The organism is Marinococcus halophilus (genome assembly GCF_900166605.1).
Classification (GTDB): domain Bacteria; phylum Bacillota; class Bacilli; order Bacillales; family Marinococcaceae; genus Marinococcus; species Marinococcus halophilus.
Window position 1 is genome coordinate 1,607,274 of record NZ_FVZD01000006.1, and the last position, 23,698, is coordinate 1,630,971.

22 protein-coding genes are annotated in these 23,698 nt (G+C 49.7%); 4 read left to right on the forward strand and 18 right to left on the reverse strand.

Annotated elements, in window-relative coordinates:
- Positions 1-44: 44 nt before the first annotated feature.
- From B5066_RS14155 to ilvA, 5 genes are all read right to left on the reverse strand, one after another.
- Positions 45-470 carry a TlpA family protein disulfide reductase gene (locus B5066_RS14155; protein WP_079476547.1) on the reverse strand — a complete coding sequence of 142 codons (426 nt, stop codon included), beginning with the start codon at positions 468-470 and terminating at the stop codon, positions 45-47.
- Positions 424-813 carry a thioredoxin family protein gene (locus B5066_RS14160; RefSeq protein ID WP_079476548.1) on the reverse strand — a complete coding sequence of 130 codons (390 nt, stop codon included), beginning with the start codon at positions 811-813 and terminating at the stop codon, positions 424-426. The genes B5066_RS14155 and B5066_RS14160 overlap by 47 nt, the downstream gene beginning before the upstream one ends.
- A gap of 79 nt (positions 814-892) precedes the next feature.
- Positions 893-1,417 (reverse strand): type 1 glutamine amidotransferase domain-containing protein, encoded by a 525-nt coding sequence (locus B5066_RS14165; RefSeq protein WP_079476549.1) that lies wholly within the window; start codon positions 1,415-1,417, stop codon positions 893-895.
- A 31-nt stretch (positions 1,418-1,448) separates the two neighbouring features.
- A complete protein-coding gene (locus B5066_RS14170) occupies positions 1,449-2,195 on the reverse strand; it encodes a DUF3891 family protein (protein ID WP_079476550.1) in 747 nt (248 codons plus the stop codon).
- A 33-nt stretch (positions 2,196-2,228) separates the two neighbouring features.
- Positions 2,229-3,476 carry a threonine ammonia-lyase IlvA gene (gene ilvA / locus B5066_RS14175; protein WP_079476551.1) on the reverse strand — a complete coding sequence of 416 codons (1,248 nt, stop codon included), beginning with the start codon at positions 3,474-3,476 and terminating at the stop codon, positions 2,229-2,231.
- Positions 3,477-3,762: 286 nt separating this feature from the next.
- Between ilvA and B5066_RS14180 the strand changes: the two genes are divergently transcribed.
- A complete protein-coding gene (locus B5066_RS14180) occupies positions 3,763-4,071 on the forward strand; it encodes a phasin family protein (RefSeq protein ID WP_079476552.1) in 309 nt (102 codons plus the stop codon).
- A gap of 32 nt (positions 4,072-4,103) precedes the next feature.
- Positions 4,104-5,780 (forward strand): ABC1 kinase family protein, encoded by a 1,677-nt coding sequence (locus B5066_RS14185; RefSeq protein ID WP_079476553.1) that lies wholly within the window; start codon positions 4,104-4,106, stop codon positions 5,778-5,780.
- Between the two features lie 60 nt (positions 5,781-5,840).
- On the opposite strand, the gene B5066_RS14190 is transcribed toward B5066_RS14185, so the two are convergent.
- The 3 genes from B5066_RS14190 to B5066_RS14200 are packed head-to-tail and all read right to left on the reverse strand — an operon-like array spanning position 5,841 to position 7,380.
- Positions 5,841-6,683, reverse strand: coding sequence for a sulfurtransferase (locus tag B5066_RS14190; protein WP_079476554.1), 843 nt, complete (start codon positions 6,681-6,683; stop codon positions 5,841-5,843).
- A gap of 15 nt (positions 6,684-6,698) precedes the next feature.
- Entirely contained in the window at positions 6,699-7,058 is a 360-nt protein-coding gene (locus B5066_RS14195) for a DUF1798 family protein (RefSeq protein WP_079476555.1), read from the reverse strand.
- 55 nt (positions 7,059-7,113) lie between these two features.
- Complete coding sequence (locus tag B5066_RS14200) at positions 7,114-7,380, reverse strand: DUF370 domain-containing protein (RefSeq protein WP_079476556.1); 267 nt, start codon at positions 7,378-7,380, stop codon at positions 7,114-7,116.
- A 146-nt stretch (positions 7,381-7,526) separates the two neighbouring features.
- Between B5066_RS14200 and recU the strand changes: the two genes are divergently transcribed.
- Positions 7,527-8,129: a Holliday junction resolvase RecU gene (gene recU, locus B5066_RS14205; protein WP_079476557.1), complete on the forward strand. Its 603-nt coding sequence runs from the start codon at positions 7,527-7,529 to the stop codon at positions 8,127-8,129.
- Between the two features lie 87 nt (positions 8,130-8,216).
- Positions 8,217-10,742 carry a PBP1A family penicillin-binding protein gene (locus B5066_RS14210; RefSeq protein WP_179124123.1) on the forward strand — a complete coding sequence of 842 codons (2,526 nt, stop codon included), beginning with the start codon at positions 8,217-8,219 and terminating at the stop codon, positions 10,740-10,742.
- Between the two features lie 40 nt (positions 10,743-10,782).
- On the opposite strand, the gene B5066_RS14215 is transcribed toward B5066_RS14210, so the two are convergent.
- The 10 genes from B5066_RS14215 to dinG all read right to left on the reverse strand — a co-directional run bounded on the left by B5066_RS14215 (position 10,783) and on the right by dinG (position 23,693).
- The gene (locus B5066_RS14215) at positions 10,783-14,325 is read right to left on the reverse strand and encodes a dynamin family protein (protein ID WP_079476559.1); all 3,543 of its coding nucleotides are present in this window, start codon (positions 14,323-14,325) and stop codon (positions 10,783-10,785) included.
- Positions 14,326-14,339: 14 nt separating this feature from the next.
- The gene (locus B5066_RS14220) at positions 14,340-14,864 is read right to left on the reverse strand and encodes a YpoC family protein (RefSeq protein WP_079476560.1); all 525 of its coding nucleotides are present in this window, start codon (positions 14,862-14,864) and stop codon (positions 14,340-14,342) included.
- Positions 14,858-15,520, reverse strand: coding sequence for an endonuclease III (gene nth / locus B5066_RS14225; RefSeq protein ID WP_079476561.1), 663 nt, complete (start codon positions 15,518-15,520; stop codon positions 14,858-14,860). Before nth ends, B5066_RS14220 begins: the two co-directional genes overlap by 7 nt.
- A gap of 11 nt (positions 15,521-15,531) precedes the next feature.
- Positions 15,532-16,218 (reverse strand): DnaD domain protein, encoded by a 687-nt coding sequence (locus B5066_RS14230; protein WP_179124124.1) that lies wholly within the window; start codon positions 16,216-16,218, stop codon positions 15,532-15,534.
- 78 nt (positions 16,219-16,296) lie between these two features.
- Positions 16,297-17,586 (reverse strand): asparagine--tRNA ligase, encoded by a 1,290-nt coding sequence (gene asnS, locus B5066_RS14235; RefSeq protein WP_079476563.1) that lies wholly within the window; start codon positions 17,584-17,586, stop codon positions 16,297-16,299.
- A 38-nt stretch (positions 17,587-17,624) separates the two neighbouring features.
- Positions 17,625-18,794: a pyridoxal phosphate-dependent aminotransferase gene (locus B5066_RS14240; RefSeq protein WP_079476564.1), complete on the reverse strand. Its 1,170-nt coding sequence runs from the start codon at positions 18,792-18,794 to the stop codon at positions 17,625-17,627.
- Positions 18,795-18,884: 90 nt separating this feature from the next.
- The gene (locus tag B5066_RS14245) at positions 18,885-19,361 is read right to left on the reverse strand and encodes a PepSY domain-containing protein (protein ID WP_079476565.1); all 477 of its coding nucleotides are present in this window, start codon (positions 19,359-19,361) and stop codon (positions 18,885-18,887) included.
- A gap of 11 nt (positions 19,362-19,372) precedes the next feature.
- Positions 19,373-19,546, reverse strand: coding sequence for a YpmA family protein (locus tag B5066_RS14250; RefSeq protein WP_022792243.1), 174 nt, complete (start codon positions 19,544-19,546; stop codon positions 19,373-19,375).
- A 21-nt stretch (positions 19,547-19,567) separates the two neighbouring features.
- Entirely contained in the window at positions 19,568-20,875 is a 1,308-nt protein-coding gene (locus B5066_RS14255; protein WP_179124125.1) for an amidohydrolase, read from the reverse strand.
- 13 nt (positions 20,876-20,888) lie between these two features.
- Positions 20,889-23,693, reverse strand: coding sequence for an ATP-dependent DNA helicase DinG (gene dinG, locus B5066_RS14260; protein ID WP_079476567.1), 2,805 nt, complete (start codon positions 23,691-23,693; stop codon positions 20,889-20,891).
- Positions 23,694-23,698: the final 5 nt, after the last annotated feature.

Sequence of the window (23,698 nt, forward strand, 5' to 3'; positions counted from 1 at the left end):
CTTATCCAATATATGCAAAAAGCCCGCCGTCCGCGGCGGGCTTTTTATATGCTGTTTACCTTCTGCAGGCTTTGCATAATATCAATAAATGATGCTTTATCTCCGTATTGGGCAACAATGTCGCCTTGTTCATCAATAATAAACGTACTCGGCACACCTTCGCATTTATAGCGTCTGTACGTATCCACGCCTTCGTCCTGAAGTACCGGGAAACGATAATTGTTGTTTTCCACATACATTTCAGGATCTTCTTCCCGCCGTTCACGGCCGGTTACGTTAATTGTAACAAACTGCAGCGGACTGTCTACGTTCATTTGTTCATAAAACCGGTTTTTCTGCACCAGATCCGCGGAAGAATCCGGGCACCAGGATGCCCAGAACGTTAACAGTACCGGCTTTCCTTTCAGCTGTTCCAGCGACCATTCAACGCCGCTCGACATTTCTTTGAGTTGAAACTGAGGGGCCTGCATGCGAATCCTCCTTTGATTCTGTCAAATCTTTTTTCAAGTACGAATGCAGCTGCTCGAGCAAATATGCGCCCGACTGCATTTTGTACAACCGCTGCTTTTCTTCTCCACTGGCAAATACCATCAAGCACGGCACGCTCTGGATCTCGAGCTGCCTGGCCCGCTCAGGAGCGGTGTTAATATCTACTTCCAGAAAAGAAGCACCGGCATACAGTTTTTCTATCGGTGCAAGCATCCGTTTTGCCAGCTGGCACGTGCCGCACGTCGGGGAAGTGAACAGGACCACCTGGCGCCCCTCCCGCGCTTTTAGCATCTGCTCAAGCTGTTCGCTCGTTTTTCGTTCCAATTAGTCCTCCCCGCTTTATCTCTCAGACCTTTACCAGCTGGCTTCTTATAAAATGCCCGGCTGGCGCAGTCTGGTCTTTTTACTGCGCACGAAAAGCTTCGACAAGCGCCTGATTGTAAGCTGGAATATCCGGCGGGCGCTGGCTTGAAACGATATGACCGTCTACGACTACCGGGTCGTCTGACCATACTGCGCCTGCGTTGGTCATGTCGTCCTTGATGCCTGGCGTGCTTGTTACATGAACACCCTTCAGAATCCCTGCTGAAGCAAGTACCCACCCGGCATGGCAAATTTCACCAATGATTTTTTTATGGTCATTCATATACCGTACAATCGAGAGCACTTCACTGTAGCGGCGGAGTTTATCCGGTGCCCATCCTCCGGGCACCAGCACACCGTCATAGTCTGCCGGGTCCACGTCGGCGAGCGCTGCTTCAGCTGCCGCCGGCACGCCGTGTTTTCCCGTGTACGTTTTGCCGTTTTCTTTTCCGGTAAGGAGCACCTCAGCGCCTTCTTCACGCAGCCGCATGACCGGCACCCACAATTCTAAATCTTCAAAGTCGTCTTCTACAAATGCAATAATTCTTTTGCCCTGCAGTGTCATGATGATTCCTCCTTTATCGTGCTTTTAACAGCTAGTCCGCAGGCTGCAAAGTTACCCGGCGGCTGTCCGGCTTCACATCCCACAAATCCTTGGGCGCCTGAAGCGGCTGTTTTACGCAGCGTCGTTTTACCTCAACGGTAAAAGGTTCCGTAAACGGAAACGGCTGCAGAACTACCGTCTCTTCATCTTTCCAATGGGCCTGGATCGTTTCATGATTGAGCGAGTCGAACGTCTGGCGGAAGCCGTCCCGAAACCAGGGAACCTCCTGTTCTTTGGAAGCCCCCGGCGTATTCATGCATATATAAAGAGATAAGTCGTCAAAAAACTGAAGCAGATGAAAATGCTCAGCTGCCATCAGAAAATTCCACTGCCAGCCGATAATCAGCCGCTGCTGGCGGGCAATTTCTTCCTGCATAAAAGCGATTTCCTCCGGCACCTCGGATTCTTTAAAAAACGAGCCGTAATGGCTGCTGAGCAGGTAAGCCTGGTACGGATCTTCCTCTTCAAGAGCATTAATAGTATTTCGGTAGGCGTCAAGCTTCGGCGGCACCGGATAATGCACAAACGATACCGGCCACCCGTTTTCATCAAGCATCGGTTCTTCATCCAATGTTTTCCAGGCATCGTCGTGCCTGGAGGTGGCCTGAAGCGCTGAAGGCCAGGATGGCTGTTGTTTGAATGTTTCATGGTGCCAGTATTTCATGCACTCTCCCGAAAGAGCCGCGTGCTCCTGCTGCATCATAACCTCTACCCAGCCGTTCCGATTCTCGCTGATCATTGTATCCGCTCCTTTTCTGCCCTTGTACCGTTTTTAAATTAGGAAATTAAACAGCGTTTCTTCTTTATTGATTTCCGTATATTTGATGCCGCGGTCTTTCATCCTTGTCAGCAGCTTGTCGTAGTCCGAAGGGTAAGTCACTTCAATACCGACAAGCGCCGGACCGTTGGACTTGTTGTTTTTCTTGTTGTATTCAAAGCGGGTAATATCATCATCCGGCCCAAGCACGTCGTGTAAAAATTCCCGTAAAGCGCCCGCACGCTGCGGAAAATTCACAATAAAGTAGTGCTGCAGTCCTTCATAGATCAATGATTTCTCCCTCATTTCTTCCATGCGGCCGATATCATTGTTTCCTCCGCTGACAATACAAACGACCGTTTTTCCTTTGATTTCTTCTTTATGGAAATCAAGAGCTGCAATCGACAGGGCGCCTGCCGGTTCAGCCACCACCGCATTTTCATTGTACAGTTCCAGAATAGTGGTGCATATTTTGCCTTCAGGCACGAGCGTAATGCTGTTAAGAAGATCCTTACATACATCATATGTCAGTTCTCCCACCCTCTTTACTGCAGCTCCGTCTACAAATTTGTCGATGTAGTCGAGGGAAACGACGCCCTGATTTTCAATGGAGGCCTTCATTCCAGGTGCACCGGCCGGCTCACAGCCGATGATCTTCGTGGAAGGAGAAATGGAGTTAACATATGTGCCGACCCCGGACACAAGCCCTCCACCGCCAATACAGGAAAATAAATAATCGATCGGCTCTTCAATATCATTCATAATTTCCATCCCGACCGTGCCCTGTCCGGCGATCACTTTTTCATTGTTGAACGGGTGCACAAATTCCATGTCGTGCGCTTCCCCGTAAGCATTCGCTTCGTAATAAGCGTCGTCAAACGTGTCTCCTGTAAGTACTACTTCCACATACTCCTTCCCAAATAACTTCACCTGGGAAATTTTCTGGCGCGGAGTCGTATTAGGCATGAAAATATGGCCCTTTACCTTCAGTGCCTGGCAGGAATACGCCACCCCCTGGGCGTGGTTACCAGCGCTTGCGCACACGACGCCATTTTCAAGCTTATCCTTGGGAAGGCTGCTCATCATATAGTACGCTCCGCGAATTTTAAATGAGCGCACCACCTGAAGATCCTCCCGTTTTAAATAAATATTGGCCCCGTAACGTTCAGAAAGCACCTGGTTTTTCTGCAATGGGGTATGCGTTACCACGTCTTTCAGCGTTTGATTTGCAATGATAATGTCTTCAATGTGTATATTCCCCATACAAGCAACGTTCCTTTCTACTAAGCGCGCCTTCACTTTAGGTGTGAATGCCCGGTTAACATGATTATTGTAAATGCTCGAAAGCGGCAGAGATCTTCTCCGCCGCTTGTTGCTCTCGTTCAAACCCTTACTATTATAACATGAATATGCACACTGAAAAGCCGTGCGTTTTCAGGCTTTGCCTGCAGGGTACATAAATGATAATTCCGGCATTTCTTTATCCGTCCCGATCTTTGGTATAATGTATTTAGTGCAATTCTTTCAAATCATAAAGGGGGAATTTTTCATGAACGATATGCTGAAAAAAGGATTTTTTCTCGGACTCGGAGCGGCCTCATATGGACGGGAAAAAGTCCAGACATACCTTGATGATCTGGTGACCAAGGGAAAGATTACCCCGAGGGAAGCAGACGAATGGAAAGAAGAAATGATTCAACGAGGATCGGTGCAGAGCGATTCCTGGAACAGCCAGGCGAAAAACTCCTTCGAAAACCGGGTGGAAAGCATGGGCATCGCAACAAAACGGGATATTGAGCGGCTTGAGCTAAAGCTCGATGCCATTGAAAGGGCGATGAACAATTCTGACCGCGAATAACCGCAAATTTTAATTAAAGGAAGGAACGCTTCATGGCCATAACAAAAAGTATCCGGCACGCAAATCGATACAGAAAAATTGCTACCACTCTTGCGAAACACGGCTTCGGATATATTTTGCAGGAAGTGGGACTTTTTCATATTCTTTCTCTTCCTAAGCGGATCATGTCGGATCCCAACGACTGGAATACCCAGTCTATCGGGGTCCGCCTCCGGCTTGTTGTGGAAGAGCTTGGCCCAGCATTCATCAAACTCGGCCAGCTTGTAAGTACCCGGAGGGACATTTTTCCTCCGTCCATTGTCGATGAACTTGCAAAGCTGCAGGATCATGTGCCGCCGTTTCCGTATGAAACAGCCAAATCGGTAATCGAGCATGACCTTCATGAACCTCTTGGCAACATTTATTCCTATTTTGATGAAATTCCTATAGCCGCTGCATCAATTGGCCAGGTACATAAAGCAGTACTTCATGACGGACGGGATGTTGTTGTAAAAATCAGCCGCCCGCATATTAAAGAGATTATCGAACAGGATATCGATATTCTTCGGGATCTGGCCCGTCTCCTCACTCAACGATTCCAATGGGCCCAGTTTTATCAGCTTCAGGATGTTGTAGAGGAATATGTTGCTGCCATACGGGACGAATTTGACTATTTTACCGAAGCACGCAATGTAGAAAAAATGGCACGGGCCCTTCAGCACTTTGATTCCGTTCAGGTTCCTGAAGTTTATGAAACCTGGTCATCACGCCGCGTGCTGACTATTGAATATATCGAGGGGTATAAACTCTCCGAGCTTAGATACGCTACTGTTGAATTTGATAAAAAGAAGCTCGCTCACCATCTGGTGGACTCTTTTTTACACCAGGTGCTGCGTACCGGTTTTTTTCATAGCGACCCCCATCCCGGGAATCTGCTTTTTAAAAGGGGAAACATTGTTGCCTACATTGATTTCGGGCAGGTCGGCCGCTTAAGCAAAAGCATGCGCAGACAGTTCATTAACTATGTTATTGCCATGACGAGGCAGAACACCCGGGATGTAGCGGCTGCGATCTATGAAATGGCCGACTTTCCGGAAGATATGGATACAGAAATTTTTGAAGAGGACGTAGAATACCTTTTATCCAAATATTACGAAACACCTTTTAAAGAGATTGAAATCGGCGCAGCCATCAACGATGTATTTTCCACCTCACACCGATATGGTATCAGCATCCACAAAGAATTTACGATGCTTGCCAAAGCCATTATTACGATTGAATCCATTGCTACTGAGCTCGACCCGGACTTAAGCATTGTGGAAATTGCCGAGCCTTACGGCAGGATGCTTGTAAAAGAACGGCTGAACCCGCAGGACCGGATCGAGGATGTATTTCGCGAAGGCAAAGCACAGTTTGGCTATATCCGCGAGCTGCCGAAGGAAATTCGTTCTGCATTGAAAAAAATTAATGATGATGAACTCGGCGTCGATGTGCGCATGCCCCGCATAAATATTTTAATGAACAAGCTTGATCGGATCGGCAACCGCCTAAGCTTCAGCGTCATCTTACTTGCGTTTAGCATCGTGATGGTCGGCTTGATCGTCGGCTCTACGTTCGGGGATAACAATTCAATCCTCGTTCAGCTCCCAGTCATCGAAATCAGCTTTATTGTCGCGTTCTTTTTGTTTGTCTGGCTGCTGTACGCAATTTTCCGATCGGGGCGTTTTTGATGCATTTATATAAAGCAAAGCTGCCGGCTTCCTGCCGGCAGCTTTATTATTTCATCCACCTTATAAAGTATTTGGCTCTTTTTCAATTGGAAGGTCCGGATAGGAAATCCAATCACTCCAGCTTCCATTATAAAGACGCACCTGTTCGATTCCAGCCTCTCTCATGCCGAGTACGTTGACGCAGGCTGTAATACCCGAGCCACAGTAAGAAATAACTTCATCAAATCCCTCGAGTCCCCGGAAGTGATCACGCAGCTCACCCTGGGATTTCCATGTGCCGTCTTCGCAAAGTACATCCTTCCAGAAATAATGATAGGCACCGGGAATATGACCAGAAACTGCATCCACTTCTTCGTTTTCTCCAGCATAGCGCTCATAGCTTCTCGCATCCACGAGGGCCACGTGTTCGTTTCGCAGCTGCTGCTTTACTTCTTCGAGATGGACCAGCTGGTTCGGCTCGCGGTCTATTTTCATCTGCTTCATAAGCGGCGTTGGGATTTCCTCTGTTGTCGGGAACCCTTCTTTCACCCAGTGAGTATAAGAGCGATCGAGGACATATGTATTCGTATGGCCTGCATACTGCATTAGCCACCAAAATCTAGCTGCCCCCATGCCTCCCTGGTCGTCATAAGCTACCACGGTCGTCTGCATGTCTATTCCACGCTCTGACAAAACCTGGGCGAAAAAGTCCATATCCGGTAATGGATGGCGCCCTCCGTGGGTACCTGCCTGGGCAGATAGATGCTTATCTACATCGATAAAGACAGCACCGGGAATATGATCTTTAACATACGCTTCATGTCCCGCGGCTGCATCTTTCAGTTCAAACCGGCAGTCCACCACCCGGACGTGTTCATCGCGGCGGTGTTCATCCAGCCATTCAGAAGAAATTAGAAAGCTCAACTTACTCTCCCCTTTCTAGGATTCCTGTTTTAACTGCGTTTGAATGCTATTTAGAATAAACTCCACAGCCTGCAGCGTTTCCTTGAACTGTTTTTCTTTTGTTGTCCGCTGGTAGGCCTGGAGAGAGGCATTCATAATGTTATCGTACGTATCCTCCATCTGGGATTCGTGCAGGTACGGATAGCTTGTCGTCTGCACCCAGGCAGAAGCCTCCTCTTTCCATACATCTGCTTCCCCTTTTACCTTGTCGACAAACGGCTTCACTTCCTCGTAAAAATCCGGACGGTCGTCCCGTTCCTGTACCTCGTAAAAAACCTGTTCCGCTTCGTCCATCCGGCGCTTCATCTGGTCACAGCTTTCGAAAAGCCCTGGCATCGAAAAACCCCCTTTTGATACAAAGAACGCTTCCCTTTTCAGGAAAGCGAATATTTTATGAAGTGCTCTCTTCCTGCTCCTGCTGATTGCTTACCCTTTGAGCAACTGTTTCCGGCTGAATGGCCGACAGCAGCACATGGTCGCTGTCCGACAGGATGATGCTCCTTGTTTTCCGTCCGTTGGTTACATCGATAAGCATTTTTCTTTCACGTGCTTCCTGAATCAAACGTTTTGTCGGGGCAGAATCAGAGCTCACAATTGAAATTACCCGTTCTGCCATCACCATATTGCCAAATCCAATATTAATCGGTGTATCGCTCATGCTATCCCCTTCCTTTCTCATTCTTTTCTATCCTAACACGAACAACCAAGGCTTTGTCTATCATTGTAAGCACAGGAAACATAATTCCCGGCAGAAATTATGGTAAAATAGCAGAAGGCAGTAATTTTTAGAAAAGGAAGATTCCTATGGCTTACCGCTACCCCAATGGAAAAGTATACCGCCCGAACAAAAACACTCCCTCCCGGCAGAGCCCGCCGGCGGAAAAAAGCTTTGCCAACCGCGGCATGACACTTGAAGAAGACATTAATGAATCCAACGATTACTACATTGCACGTGACATCGGGATCATACATAAAAAGCCAACGCCCGTACAGATTGTCGATGTGCATTATCCGAAGCGAAGCGCTGCACGCATCACCGAAGCATATTTCAAACAGGCTTCCACCACAGATTATAATGGTGTTTTTGCCGGGCGTTATATTGATTTTGAAGCGAAAGAAACGCGCAATAAGACAGCCTTTCCGCTGCAGAATTTTCATGATCATCAGGCGGAGCACATGCATAAAGTCCAAAAGCAGGACGGTATCGCATTTGTGCTTCTCCGTTTCACTGTACATGGGGAGACGTACCTGTACGACGCTTCCCGGTTTCTTCACTGGTATTACGGCCAGTCGAAACGAAAATCCATTCCTTATAAGGAACTTCAGGAACACGGGCATCCGATTCCGCTCGGCCTTCATCCAAGACTCGACTATTTAAAGACCGTGAAGGACGTTTATTTTCACTGAACATACGTGTAACAAAATAAAAATTTGAACGTCTAATGCCTGGGTACACAGAACTAGATGCTATGCACAACGAAAGGACGAACGTCAATGAGTGACAATTACCGGTCCCGCCGGGAAAAACGAACGGCCGACCAGAAGAACCCTAAAAATAAACAAAAGAAAAAGCGCAAACGGCCGCTTTGGCAGACATTCATTATATGGGCGCTTTCGCTCATGCTTGTCTTCATGACTGCCGTTGTCATTATTGTCGCTTATATGATCAATCAGGCCCCGGAACTAGACGCGGAAGCGATCGTTTTATCGGAGGCTGCTACGGTATACGACCAAAACGACGAAGAAATTGCCCAGCTGCAGAACAGCAGCAACCGGGAACTCGCCGACATTGAAGAAATGCCCGACTATGCGAAGGAAGCATTTATCGCGGTAGAAGACGAGAGGTTTTACAGCCACTTCGGCATCGACGTTCAGCGGATTTTTGGAGCGTTATGGGCAAATGTTACTGACGGTTTCGGCTCCCAGGGGGCTAGCACTATCACCCAGCAGGTTGTGAAAAATGCGTTTCTTTCCCCTGATAAAAATATATCGCGTAAAGTCCAGGAGCAGTATTTAGCCATCAAACTTGAGCAGCAGTACAGCAAGGATGAAATTCTCGAAATGTACGTCAATCTAATCTATTTCAACCAGGGAGCCTACGGCATCACCCAGGCCGGGCAGACCTATTTTGGAAAAGAGGAGCCAGGCGAGCTCACGATCGCAGATGCTGCTCTTCTAGCCGCTATTCCGCGCCGGCCTACGTATTATGACCCGGTGCAAAATCCGGAAAATGCCGAGGAACGAAGAAACCAGATTATTTCTATGATGAATGAACAAGGCTACATTACCGACGAGGAAGCGGAAGAAGCTTCTAGTACCCCGGTAGATGAACAGCTTAACTACCAGCCGCCGGAAAACGGCGCCGCCTATGACTCCTTTATGTCTTACGTCCAAAACGAGCTTGAAGACTTTGACGGCATTGAGGCATCTGATATATACACAGCTGGCCTGAAGGTCTACACGACGCTTGATACTGAAGCACAGGAACAGGCCGAAGAGCTAATCCAAAGCCCCGAGGCGCTTGCAAGCTTTCCGGATAATGAAGAATTTCAAATCGGCTTCACGTTGCTTGACACCCAGACTGGCGCAGTGAAAGCCATTGTCGGCAACCGTCAGAGCCCTGATACGGCAATGAGCTATAATTTCGCTACCGACCCCAACCAGCCAGGCTCCACTATCAAGCCTGTCCTGGATTACGGTCCGGCTATCGAAAATATGCAGTGGTCTACGTACCATCAGATCGAGGATGAAGAATACCAGTACCCGGACACAGACACCGACGTACGCAACTATACCCGGGACTACCGGGGCAGTGTCAGCATGCGTGAAGCGCTGACGGATTCCCTGAACGTCCCTGCAGTAAAAACGCTTGAGGAAGTCGGCCTTGATAATGCCAGGTCGTTTGCCAACGGTCTTGGCCTTGGCCTTGAGGACGTCTACTATGGTTCAGCTCTCGGCGGGCTTGAGCAGGGGGTTTCCTCTGAGCAGATGGCCGGGGCCTACGCCGCTTTCGGAAATGAAGGGGTTTATAACGATCCTCACTCTATCCGGCGGATTGAGTTTCCGGATGGACGGACGATTGACTTTGAACCAGAGCAGGAGCAGGCGATGGAGGACTACACTGCCTATATGATTACAGACATGCTAAAAGACGTCATATCTGAAGGCACCGGCACCGGCGCTCAGATCGACGGTCTCCCGCTCGCCGGCAAAACTGGCACAACCAACTTTACAGAGGACGAAATGAACAGCCTGAATATCCCTGATGGCGGTGTACCAGACGTATGGTTTAATGGTTACACTACAAATTATACAGCTTCTGTCTGGGCGGGCTTTGAAAGCCGGTCGGAAAATAATTATCTTGTAGACGGGCAGACTGAGGCTGCCAAAGATGTTTTCCGCGAGATCATGCAGCAGGTGAGCAGCGGCATCGACACTCCTGACTTTGAACAGCCCGATTCTGTTGTGACAGTACAGTTGAATGAACAAACGGGGGAACGGGCTACATCCAGCACCCCGGACGCTGAGACAATTACGGAGCTGTTTGTAGAAGGTGAAGTGGACGTCCAGGTTACTGAACCATCCTCTGAGAATGAATCGGAAAACGGGAGAGCACCAGAGAATGAAGAGCCAGCTGAAGACAACAGCTCTGACGAAACTGAAGACAGTCAGAGTGATCCCGAACCGGCAGAGGAGCCAGCTGAAGAAGCTGAGGAGAACCCAGAAGACACACCAGAAGAAAACCCAGAACAGAGCCCGGAAGAAAGCGGTGGAACTGAAGAGGAGACGCCGGCAGAGGAAGATTCCGGCACCACAGAAGAAGGCCGCGAAGAAGAAACAGACACAGGCAGCGAAGCCCCGGCCGAATCTGAATCAGATGCCGGCGGGGAAAGCGGTACCGGCGGCAATAACGGGGACGAGGACACCGGAGATTCCCCACCGGAGTCAGAGACCTCCGAACCTGCGGAGCCAGAGGATAGTGCGTCTGAACCGGAAGAAGAAGCCCAGACAAACGAATAATAAACAAGAACCGCACGCCTTGTGGGCTGTGCGGTTTCTTTTATATATGAACCTCATTTTCTCTTTTAACCAACGGCGCAAGTTTTTCCCATTCTGCCTGCAGCACGGTGTAATAGCTCTGGTCATACCATGTGGACAGTCGCTCGAATTCCCTATTGAGAGCCTGGCTGTGTTCAGCATAAATATATTCAGAGGCCGCCCCGATGCCGGCTTCAATGTTTTCTTCAAGCTCCTGGACTATTTCTTTCGTTACTTTTGCTGCTTCATTTTGAACTTCTTCTCCGTAGACCTCTTTCAGGTTTTTTATTTCCTGATGCACAAAGAAATCCTTTGCTGAGCGAAAATACGTTTCAAATGCTTTAGGCTCCACCTCGATACCGAGCGTTTTTTCTGCTTTCGGAATAAAAGAGCGGCTGGCATCGGGAACCTGAAACATTGGGAAATCTTCCCGGACGTTTCTGTACTGTTCTTCTATTTCCTGCTTCAACTGCCGCTTCATTAATTCTTCAAGACGGATAAACGCTGTTTCTCTTTCCTGGCCGGCCTGCACCAGCAGCTCCTCTTTAATTTCAGTCAGCCGTCCGGCCAGCTGCCTTCGCTGTTCTTTCCGGGTAGCCCCGTCGATAGTAACTGGGTTCACGGCTTTGTTAAAGTAGTCCTGATAAAATAGATAGAGACGCTTACGCACATGAATCAGCCGCTCTTCGGTGTCTGAGGCGAGCTCTTTTCGCAAACGCTCCATATGAAAGCGCTCCGGGACTTCTTTGTACTGCTGAAGCTTTTGCTTTAGCCGTTCTGCTTCTGCAGCGACACTTTTTGCATCGTGCTTTTGTACCTGCAACGCCCGCTCGAGCTGTTCTTTTAAATTGAGCGCCTGCTCGACGACATACTGCTGTTGCACCACAAGCAGCTCCTGCCAGATCTGTCCGGACAAATAATTTTCAAAGGCTGAAAACATCTCGTCTTCTTCGCCCTGCTGTTTTGCCTCCAGGCCGCGCTGGCTTGAAACAGGCAGCAGAAACGGGGCCTCAAATCCATTCCGGCGCAGCTGTCCGCGCACATGATTGACGACCTGCCGGCGCTCATTGTCATCTCTTGCCAAGTCGGCGGCATTGATCAGGAAGTACAGTTTATTTTGTTCAAATTCCTCATTTGCCCGCGAAAGCTGCTGGATAAATCGTTCATCGGCATCTGAGAATGCATGATTGAAGTACGTAACGTAAAAAATAGCATCCGACTGGCGTAAATGATCAAACGCGACATTGGTATGGCGCCCGTGGATGGAATTAACCCCTGGCGTGTCGGTTAATACAAGTCCCCGGTTCGTCCAGTAGCTCTCATAATAAAGCGTTACCTGTTTGACGAGACATGCTTTTTGTTCATCCGCCACCCAGGAGCTCCAGTCCTCCATATCGATGGTACGAATTTCGCCGAGCGAGGAATGATGTTTTTTGATGCTTTCCTGCAGGGTGTACATATACTGACTGTATGTTTCCATCCGGGCGTCGCGGGTCCGGTTTGGCTTTTTCCATTTTTGAATGGAGGCAAGCGAATACTGTTCCCCAAGCTCTTTTGATACAGCCTGGATTTCCTCGTCCAGAAAATCTTCATCTTTCAGCTGCAGAATAACCGTGCCATGAGTGTAATCATTCTCCGGCGCACGGACAATATTTACAGCAGCCGTTGTCGGATGCGGTGATACGGGGAGCGCCGGAGCGCCAAGAAGCGCGTTGATAAAGCTCGATTTACCCGCACTGAAAGCGCCAAACACTGAAACATGAAGCTCCTGGTGCTGCAGATTCTCACATAGACGCTGCAAATGCTTCTTTTCTTCTTCAATTAACGGAGAATCAGAAGAATCGGCTGCGAATGCTTCCACCATCTGAATTTCTTCTTTGTACGAAGGAAGTTCCTTTTGCACTGGAGAAATACTTTCCTGTTCTTCTGTCGTTTCTTCCTTCTGCGATATAATAATTTCCGGAACATCGAAAGGCGCCTCTTCGCTCATCATCTGCCGGATTTCCTGCTCCCATTCCCGCCGGGAGGCTACGCTTTCCATCTGGCGTTCGAGCCGGGTGATTTCCTGATTCAGCCGTTCTTTTTCCTCTTGCCAGCCGTTTTGCAGTTCATTTAGTTTCGTTTGCTCCTCTTCCGACAATACCGGGCCTGCAGTTGAGGTAAGCACCCGTTCTTTTTCTTCGAGCAGTGCCTCCGCCTGATCTTTAAAGCGCCGGGTAATTAAAGCGGCGAGCTGATCGGTCACTTGAAATACATACTGCCTTCCCGTTTCCCCATCCGGGATAAACACTTCCAGGTCTTTACGTCCGAGTTGAACATCAATCTCCTGCACACGATCTGTAAAAGCAGCGCTATAGGAAGAAGCGTCCTGCTTCTCAGGCTGCAGCAGTTCACGCACGTGAAACGTCAGTGACGCTTTAATGTTCTCATTTATATCTGCCAGCAGTGCTTCTGCCCGCTCCTCTCTGGCTTGTTCCGTTTTCCGTTTTTTATTAAACAAGGACCCTGCTTTGAATCCGGGCTGCCAGCTTTCAAGCCAGTCTCTTGCTTTATCTACAGTGGATGCTGGAAACAAATGTGCCTGGTCCAGTGTTCGTTTCCATTCCCTGAACCACTCGTTCCATCTTTCTTCACTGTCAGGCTGAGCGCTATCGTCAATAAGCTGTGCAGGAATTCCGGCGTGCTCTGTCCGTTCCTGCCAGTCTTCAAGGGCTGTCTGCTGTTCCTCCCGCAGCCTGTCGCGGATTCGTGACAGCACGGTCTGGCGCATCCGTTCCTCACTTCGTTCGAGCAGTTCGCTTCCGTGATACAGGAGGCTTCGCACGTGGGCGGCAAACGTCTCCAGCTCGTTATCCGGGTACTGCTCCTCGCGCATAGAAATATAATACGTCGCAAGCACGTGCACCTGATTACGTTCAAGCGTTGCGGCAATCTGGTTGCGGTACGCCCGCAGCGTTATTTCTTCTTCCCGGTGCTTGTCCATCTGGTTGACAACAAAAATAATCGGTTTGCCCTCTGCCGTCAGCTGCTGCAAAAACCGGATGTTTGTTTCCGACTGAGCATGGTTATAGTCTGTAACATAAATAACAGCGTCGGTGGCCAGCAGTCTCTCCATTGTCACTGCCTGGTGCAGTGGATCCGTCGAATCCACTCCCGGGGTGTCCACCATCCGGCTGTGAGGCCCTAAAAACGGCAGGGGGGCCCGCATACGGATAGAACGGATATCCGCTCCATCCCGTCCCCACTTTTGCACCTGCCCCCACGGAATATCGTCTTCCCAGGCTTGGATTTGACCTTCGCGCGTCTCAACTTCAAGACCAAGCTCCCCGTTTTCAATCGATATAATATTGGCGCTTGTTGGAATCGGACTTGCGGGCAGCAGTTCGTTTTGAAGCAGGCCGTTTAATACAGTCGACTTCCCAGCTGAAAAATGCCCGCAAAACGCAGCTTCAAAATAAGGGCGCTCAATCTTTTCCTGCACCTCTTTAAGCATGGCGGTTTCTGCCGGATCCAATTGTACGTCTGTCTGCAGCCATTGTTGTTCCCAACCGCTCGTATATGCCATATTTTACTCCTTTATCATTCGTGATTTCGGGATCGTTTTGCCAGCGCTTCTTTTTTCTTCACTTCTGTATACAGCTCCTTCAGCTGCAGGTAGGAATGAAAATAATTCGGATACTCAAGCAGAAAGCTGAGCCTTTCCTCTACGTTGATCGGCTTATGGGCGAGCTTTCTGCTTTCTGCGATCAATTCTTCCGGCTCCGCAGAAGGCACCGGCCGCTCGTTCATCCAAAACAGCATGCACAGCCAGTGGGCGAGCCCGCGTCTCATGTAGGGAGCCGCCTTTTCCTTGTCTCTTTCGTCCCAGCATTCATCCAAGAAAGGCAGATGCTCTTCCCACCACTGTATAAATGTTTTGATATGCTGGTTAATGTTTTCCTGCCACGGCGGAGTACCGGCCAGTCCATTTTCATAAGCAATCTCATACCAGAACGGGTAACGAAGCGCTAATATCTGCTGCCCTTCCGTTTCGTCTGCTTCGATTTGCGTTACGGTATAAAAAATTTCGTGCTGAAATGACGCTGGAATTTGTATGTTCACCATGCTGCACCTTCTTTCCGCATCCGTTTTTGTCCTTCCCTGCAGTACTCAAGCACTGGACAGGACGGACACTGTGGGGCCTGGGACTTGCAGTGATAGCGGCCGAAAAAAATAAGCTGGTGGTGCATCTGTGACCACTTTTCCTTTGGCAGCCGCTTCATTAATGTCTGCTCTACCTGGGTAACGTTGTCTTTCCATCTGCATATGCCTAAACGTTTGGCCACCCGCTCCACGTGTGTATCCACTGCAATGGCCGGCACCCCGAAGGCTACCGATGCTACCACGTTCGCCGTTTTTCTTCCGACGCCGGCAAGTCCAACCAGCTCTTCCTGCGTTTCCGGGACACGCCCGTCATGTAACTCGAGAAGAGAGGCTGAAAGCTTTTTTAAATTTTTTGCTTTGTTACGATAAAGTCCAATGGAACGAATCGCCTGTTCAATATCCTCAAGTGGAGCATGGGCAAAATCTTCCGGAGAGCTGTACTGTTCAAACAGGCCGGGAGTGACTCTGTTTACCAGCGCATCAGTCGCCTGGGCGGAGAGCACGACCGCTACCAGCAGTTCAAACGGGTTGCGGTGATTCAGTTCACATTCCGCCTCCGGAAACATGTGCTCGATCCGTTCAACCACAACTTGTAAATCTTTATTCGTCAATGCCATTTTTTTCTCCTCTACTCTTTATCCAGCCAGTTAATATTAGGGTATTCGGGCAGTTTTTCCGACTGGGCCGCCTGCGTACGCCTTCCGCCTTTTTGTTTAAACTGTTCGGTCTGCGCTTTAGCGTCTTCTTTGGTTTGAATGCCTTTGCGTTTCCACTCGTGCAGCATCCTGTCCATGTAGCGAAGGCTGAATTTCTGATTCATGACCGCTTCTTTCAGCGCAATCTGAATCATATCCGGCGAATAATGATCCTGATCGAGCCAGACATTAATCGTTTCCCATTCCATTGGGGAGAGCGGCCGGGAAAATTCCTGCTCAATGTTTTGAAACAGATGCTGCTCTTCGATCTGCTCCCCTTCACTGGACGGAACTTCAGCCGTAAGAGCCTGGCGGAAAAAAGGGTAGAGCGAATATGATTCCTGGCGCACTGCCTCGCGTTCGTATTCGTCAATCTGCAGCAGGTTCCGCTTAATCATTGAGCGCAGGCAGCCGGCGCATTCATTTTCATCCATGCTCATTTTCTCTGCCAGTTCCTTCGGTGTTGGTAGCGGCACGTTGTTTTGGCCAAAACGGTAGATATGCAGGAGCATCATTGCTTCTTTTTCATTCAGCCCCACCTGATGATATTTGTCCAGAATAATTACTGGAATGGAAAGATGACCATGCATCAGTGCTTCTATTTCTTTATCCTTGTTCATCTGTTTGTCCTCCTCTTCACCCGGCCGGCCGTCGGCAAAGTGCATAAAGGAAAACCCCCGGGACGGGGGCTTTTTCTCTTATGGGTACAGCCTGTTCAACAAACGCGGAAACGGTATGGTTTCCCGGACATGTTCAGTGCCTGCAATCCAGCCGACTGTACGTTCAAGTCCGAGACCGAATCCGGAGTGCGGCACGGTGCCGTATTTTCTTAAATCCAGATACCAGCCATAGGCTTCCTCCGACAGGTTGTGTTCTTCGTACCGCCGTTTCATAAGCTCTGGGTCGTCAATACGCTGGCTGCCGCCAATAATTTCCCCGTAGCCTTCCGGAGCAATCAGGTCGGCACAGAGCGCGGTTTCTGGATAATCCGGGTCCGGCTTCATGTAAAAGGCCTTGATGCCGAGCGGGTAATTAGTAATAAATACCGGCTTTTGAAACTGCTCTGCTATATACGTCTCATGAGGCGCACCAAAATCCTCGCCCCAGCTTACTTCATAACCTGCTTCCTGCAGCATTTCAATCGCTTTATCGTACGTGATGCGCGGAAAAGGCGCCTGAATGGCTTCTAGCTTGGATGTGTCGCGCTCCAGCGTAGTCAGCTCCTGTCGGCAGTTGGCAAGCACCGCCTGCACGACATGGGAGACGTACTGCTCCTGAATTTCCAGGCTCTCGTTATGATCACAAAAAGCCATTTCGGGCTCAATCATCCAAAATTCAATCAAGTGCCTTCGGGTTTTTGATTTTTCCGCACGGAATGTCGGGCCAAATGAAAACACACGCTGAAAAGCGAGAGCCGCAGCCTCCATATACAGTTGGCCGGACTGGGACAGGTACGCGTCTTCATCAAAGTACTTCGTATGAAAAAGTGATGTTGTCCCCTCCGCCGAGCTTCCTGTCAAAATTGGGGGATCGACTTTAATAAACTGATTTTCCCGGAAAAAAGCGTAGGTTGCCTGAATAATTTCATCACGTATACGCAAAAGCGCGTGCTGCTTGCTCGAGCGCATCCAAAGGTGACGGTGATCCATCAAAAATTCTGTCCCATGCTCTTTCGGGGTAATCGGGTAAGGTTCTGCTTCCTGGATAACCTCGAAGCCGGTCACCTGAAGCTCCACGCCGGTTGGGGAACGATCATCTTCTTTCACCGCACCGTCCACATACAACGAGCTTTCCTGAGGAAGGTTTTTGGCCTGGGCGAACAGCTCTTCCCCGACTTCATTTTTTACGATAACACCCTGCACAAAGCCGGTGCCGTCCCGCAGCTGTAAAAATGCGATTTTGCCGCTGGAGCGCTTATTGGCCAGCCAGGCGCCAAACCTTACCTCCTGGCCGATATATTGATTTAAACGTTCAATGGTTACTTTCACGTTAGTCCCTCCGGTTCGTCCTGTTTATACTCATTAAATTATTTTTCTACGAAACGGCGTATTCTTGCCACTGCTTCTTCCAGCTGTCCCAGGGACGTAGCGTAGGAGAGCCTCACGTTTTGCGGAGAACCAAATCCGCTGCCTGGAACAACCGCCACGTTTTCTTCTTCCAACAGTGCCTTCACCCATTCGTCTACGTCTTTATATGAGCTGGCTGCTTTTTCAACATTTGGAAATAAATAAAAGGCGCCTTCCGGCTTCACGCAGGTAATTCCCGGGATAGAGACGAGCTTGTCGTAAATCGTGTTCAGCCGTTCGCTGAATGCCTGGCGCATCGTTTCTACAGCACCGTCGTCTTGCGTATAGGCGGCGATCGCTCCGTACTGGGCATTCGTTGTCGGGTTAGACGTTGAATGGCTCGCAAGGCTCGTCATTGCCTTGACAATCGCACGATTGCCGGCTGCGTAGCCGATTCTCCACCCGGTCATCGAATGGGATTTAGAAACGCCGTTAACGACAATAGTCTGCTCTTTTAATTCCGGGGAAAGCTCTGCGATGGATGTATGCTGCTTGTCTCCGTAAATCAGTTTTTCATAAATTTCATCGGAAACGATCAGCAGATCTTCGGCTTTTGCTGCTTCTCCCAGGGCCTCGAGTTCCTCCCGGCTGTACATCGTGCCAGTCGGATTGCTCGGTGAATTAATAATGACGGCTTTCGTTTTGCTCGTTACTGCCTCGCGCAGCTGCTCCGGAAGGATTTTGAACTGGTTTTCTTCCTTGCCGTCGACAAATACCGGCCGCCCGCCGGCAAGCTTAACCTGCTCCGGATAGCTGACCCAGTAAGGCGTTGGAATAATCACTTCATCTTCCGGATCAAGAATGGTTTGAAACAGTGTAAACAGAATATGCTTGGCGCCGGTTCCAACGATGATTTCGTCGCGGGAGTACTCAAGTCCCTGATCCTGCTTGAATTTTTGAATCACTGCATCCTTTAATTCCGGCAGACCGCCGGAAGGGGTGTATTTCGTTTTTCCTTCCTGCATGGAGCGCACCGCTGCATCTATTACGTACTGCGGGGTATTAAAATCCGGCTCTCCGGCGCCAAGGCCGATAACGTCCTGGCCGGCAGCTTTTAATTCATTGGCTTTGGCTGTAATCGCCAGAGTTGATGAAGGGGTAATTTCTTTCACTCGTTGGGACAATTCCATACTTTTTCCTCCTCAATAATTTCCGTGCTCAATCTATCCATAGTTAGTGTAAAGAAAAGCGAAAAGGAGTTCAAGCGTGGTTTAGCGTACTTAGCCCCGGTCCAGGCTGAAGCTTTTCACAAATTCTCCCGTTTCCATATCAATGTACACATAATGCTGCTGGTTTTCCGTCCGGTATTTGCCTTCGTATACCGGACGGTCGTCTTCGTAGCCGGGCGTCACCTTCCGTACAGCGTCAATCCCCTCTATTTCCACTATACGCTCCTCAGCTTCCTGCATACTCAACGTATCAGCAGCGGCCAGGCGTTCGAGCAATTCCCCGTCGTGGAAAAACAGCCAATCCCTGCTGCCGTCATTAGTTTCGACGCGCACTGTTTTTACCGGCTGTTTGCCGTTATAAATAAATGTATTCTGTACTTCGGCAACATTATTTTCTTCAAGTGCCAGCGTTTCTGCACGCTCCTTGTCATCAGCAAGCGGCGCCCGGGCCTGAAAATAGCCGACGACAAGGCCGACTACCACCAGAAAAACAACCAGAAAGGCTGCAAGCGTCATCCAGTTTTTCACGACATCTCCCCCTATGTGCGGTAAATGGTAAACACCATCTGCTCTTCGTTTTCCTTATCAAGAGAAAGGCCGAACATTAATTCCTCCTGCTTTAACGTGCGATTTAGTGTATCAACAATTTTATACAGATCCGACGACGCTTCGATTTTTACAGAGGCGACGACCTCAAGCTGTTCGTTTCCCATTATTTCACCTCGCCCGGCGTACTATAAGTACGCTTCATTTAATTTACGGTAATGGCGGTTGGCCTCGGCGTTAATTTTTTCTTCATCGAGCGTCAGAAGTTCGCCGTCTTTCATCAGCTGTCTGCCGTTCACAAAGCTGTCAGTGACATCTCTGCCGGAGGCCGCGTACACTAGGTGCGATAAAATATTATCATACGGCTGGAGCGCAAATGATGCACTGTCGAGTAGAATAAAGTCGGCTGCAGCTCCTGATTCCAGCTTGCCGCTGTTGTCAAATCCCATCGATGCTGCACCGTTCTCTGTTGCCATCTTCCAGACCGCTTCTGTTTCTATTGAACTGGGATCCTGAAAGGCAACTTTCTGCATCAAAGCGCCCAGGCGGAGCTCTTCAAACATGTCAAGGTTGTTGTTGGAAACAGCACTGTCCGTGCCAATTGTCACCCTTAGGCCGCGTTTTAGCATTTCCGGAACACGAGCAATACCTGAGCCAAGCTTGGCATTGCTCATTGGATTGTAGGAAATAGTCACTTCCGGCACGCTCATGTCGTCGAGATCCTCATCTGTCGCATGCACGACGTGCGTAAGCATCGCCGGGCGTGAATAAAATCCAATCTCCTTTAATTTCCTGGCCGGAGTCATGCCATAATCGCGCTGATAATCTGCCACTTCCCTGGCCGTTTCCTCAAGATGAATACCAAGCGGCAAATTGTAGCGGTGCCCCGCATCAACAATTTTTTCCAAAAAGTCCGGTGTGCATGTATACGGTGCGTGTGGGAAAAGCATCCCTGTTATTCTTCCGCTTGAATCCTGCTCCCACTCGTTTAAGTCACGGGCGGCCGCTGCAAGCTTTTCGCTCTGCTCCTCCGGCGTTCCAATACTCATCATGCCCTTAGAAATCATTGACTTGATGCCCGAGCTTTTCACGAGTTCATATGTGTTTTGCATGCCCATATGGTACATGTCGAGGAAGCCAGTCGTGCCAGTGCGGATCATTTCCGCGAGAGCAAGCTCTGTGCCGGCCTTCGCTGTTTCGCTGGTAAACAGGCGCTCTCTTGGCCACACATGGTTGTTCAGCCATTCCTGGAGCACCACGTCATCCGAAACCCCCCGCATCATTGTCATCGGGGTATGGCCGTGGGTGTTGTACAGACCCGGGCTCAGCCATTTGCCCCGGCCATCCAGAATAATAGCGCCGCTTTCCCTATTCTGGTAGTCTCCCGGGGCTACAGTAATGATTGTGCCGTTCTTCACTTCAATATGGCTTTTGACCGCCCGGACGCCGCGTGCATTTGGGATTGGGTAAACATGCTCGATTACAAAGTGTTCCATTTCTGCACTCCTTTTAACGTTTTTTTGCTTCTTCAAAAAAATCAGCGATACGGTCCAGCACCGCATACATCGGTTCATAATACGTATTGGTGCGGGGAATCGAGTCAATGAATGAGGAGCCGTAGGAAGCCTCCATAATCCTTTTATCAAGGACCGTTACTACGCCCCGGTCATCAGAATGGCGGATCAGGCGGCCAAATCCCTGCTTGAACCGGAGCACAGCATGCGGCAGGGCCTCTGTATAAAATGACCTTTTTCCTTCGCGCTGCAATTTATCCGACACAGCTTCGTAGACGGGGTCTGTGGGCGGGGAAAACGGCAGGCGCACAATAATTACATGCTGCAGCTTTTCACCGGGGATATCGACACCCTCCCAGAAGGCATTGGTCCCAAGTAAAAGAGCATTGTCCTGCTGTTGAAACAGCTTGGTCAGCTTGGCATGGGTGCCGCTTGTAATCCCTTGCCCGATAACACTCAATGTCGATTCTTCCGTCCATTCCTTGAGCTGATGATACACCTGTTTAAGCATATTAAACGAAGTAAACAGCACCATTGTTTTACCTTCCGTAATATTAACAGCATGGAAAATATATTCAGCCGCTTCCAGCTCAAAGTCTGCGTGTTTGTCGTTCACCCCGGAAATGTCTTTTGGAACGAGCAGCTGTGTCTGGGACGCGTAATGGTAAGGAGAAGCGATCAGGCTTGTTTGTGGCAGGAAATCATTCAACCCCATTTTTGATTTCATGTAATCAAACGAGCCATTAACCGCCAGGGAACCGGACGTAAGCACCACGCTGTCTTTTCTCATAAACAGCTGTTCACTCAGCTCCGATGCCACTTCCATTGGGCGGGCATAAACGTACGCGGCATTTTTGGCGCCGCTCTGCTCTGCTTCCACCCAGTACACATGCTCAGGCTCCCGTTCAAACAGCAGGTGAAACAGATTGTCCCCAAGCCCGTCCAGCTGTTCCATATATGCATTTAGTTCAGCAAGTTCATTTACAAAACTTTTAGCTGATGGCTGGGTTTCCCACACTTTCTCAAACGTTTGCCATTCCTTGAATTCCTGTTCCAGCAGGGCGAGAAAACGACGGCCGGCTTCCTCCACCTGTTCCCATACCGGACCCGCTTCTCCGCCGGGAATAAAGCGCTGGCTGTATCTGCCCACCTCCGAACGACGACGGCCGGAAGACGTGCGGCACCAGCGGGTGAGAAGGCGGAACAGTTCGTCACATTCATACATGAGCACCGCGTGGTTATCCTCGCGTTCCTGGTACCAGCCTGACTCAAACGTGATTCCGGCTTCTTCGCCAAACCAAATGAGCGGCCGTACCACACTCTGCTTCGTATCCAGGCCAAATCTGCGGAGCAGGCGGTTCGCTTTTGTATAGTGCACGGCTCTGCCTGCATATTTTCCTGCCGTGTCCGGCAGATGATGCGCTTCATCAATAATCACATAAGGGTAGGCGGCAAATAAATTCTTTCCCTGGTATATGTCGCTTAAAAGCATCGCATGATTGGTAACGACAATATCAGCATATTCAGCTTTGCGGCGGGCCCGTGCATAAAAGCAAAACGCCTCCCATCCTCTTTGGGCATGCTCCTCCTGGTAATGGTTTTGACGCAGACTTTCCCACAGGGCATTTCTGCGGCCGCCGGCCATATTTATTTCATCCAGATCCCCGTGCCTGGTTTCCGTCAGCCATACCAGCACCTGGCCGAGGCCAAGCGCTTCTTCGAGCGAAAATTGGCGGTGCTGCAGCCATTTTTCAAACCGCTGAAGAGAGATATAGTTGCTCCGGCCTTTTAAAACTGCCACAGAGATCCGGTCGTCAATGAGCCGCTCGAGCAACGGCAGGTCCTCATTCATCAGCTGCTCCTGCAGGGTAAGTGTCTGAGTGGAAATTAAGATTTTTTGGTTATATGTACGATGGTATTTTACTGCCGGAAGCAAATAAGCTAGCGTTTTCCCCAGGCCGGTGCCGGCTTCTATGACAGCATGAGACCGCTCCTTAAACGAAGCATAGACCATTTCAGCCATCTCCAGCTGCCCCGGGCGCTCCTCAAAGCGTTCCCAACCGCTTCGTTTAGCATGGCCTTTGCTGAGGGTTTCCTTAAGCGATACGCTTCTCTGCTCCGGCTTATCCGCTGGAAGCTCTTTACGGAACACAATGCCGTGGTTTTCCTCTAAATCGTAGGGAAGCTGCTGCGGTGCTTTTGCAATGCAGCGTTCAATATACCGGTGGAGATCACTGTGCAGAAAGCCAGCCAGCCGGTCCAGATGGTGGAGCACAGCCTTCGGAAGCATAGCAAGTTTTTTACGGATGGATATCCACAGTTCCGCCGTGACGAGGGCGTCACTGTCCGCCCGGTGTGGACGATCATGGTCGAGGTCCAGCCACGACGTGATCTGCGACAGCCGGAACCCCGGAGCTTCGGGATAGGCCAGTCTCGCACACTCCACCGTATCCACTACGGCTCCCTGAAACAGCGGGAATCCCGCTTCCTGCATGCCGGCATTGATAAATGCCAGATCAAACTGCACGTTGTGTCCGACAAAGGCGGCATCCTCGAGCCAGGCAGTTAAGGTGGGAGCTACTTCGTAAAACTCGGGGGCGTGCTCTACATCCTGGTCATGAATGCCCGTAAACTGCTGGATAAAAGGAGGAATCGGCATATGCGGCTGGATAAAGGTCGAAAGAGTGTCAAGCACTTGTTCATCCTCCATCAGCACTGCGCCGATTTCAATTATTTTTGCTCCTTTTCTTGGAGAAGTGCCGGTCGTTTCTACATCTATGACTACATATTTTTGTCCCATCTGCC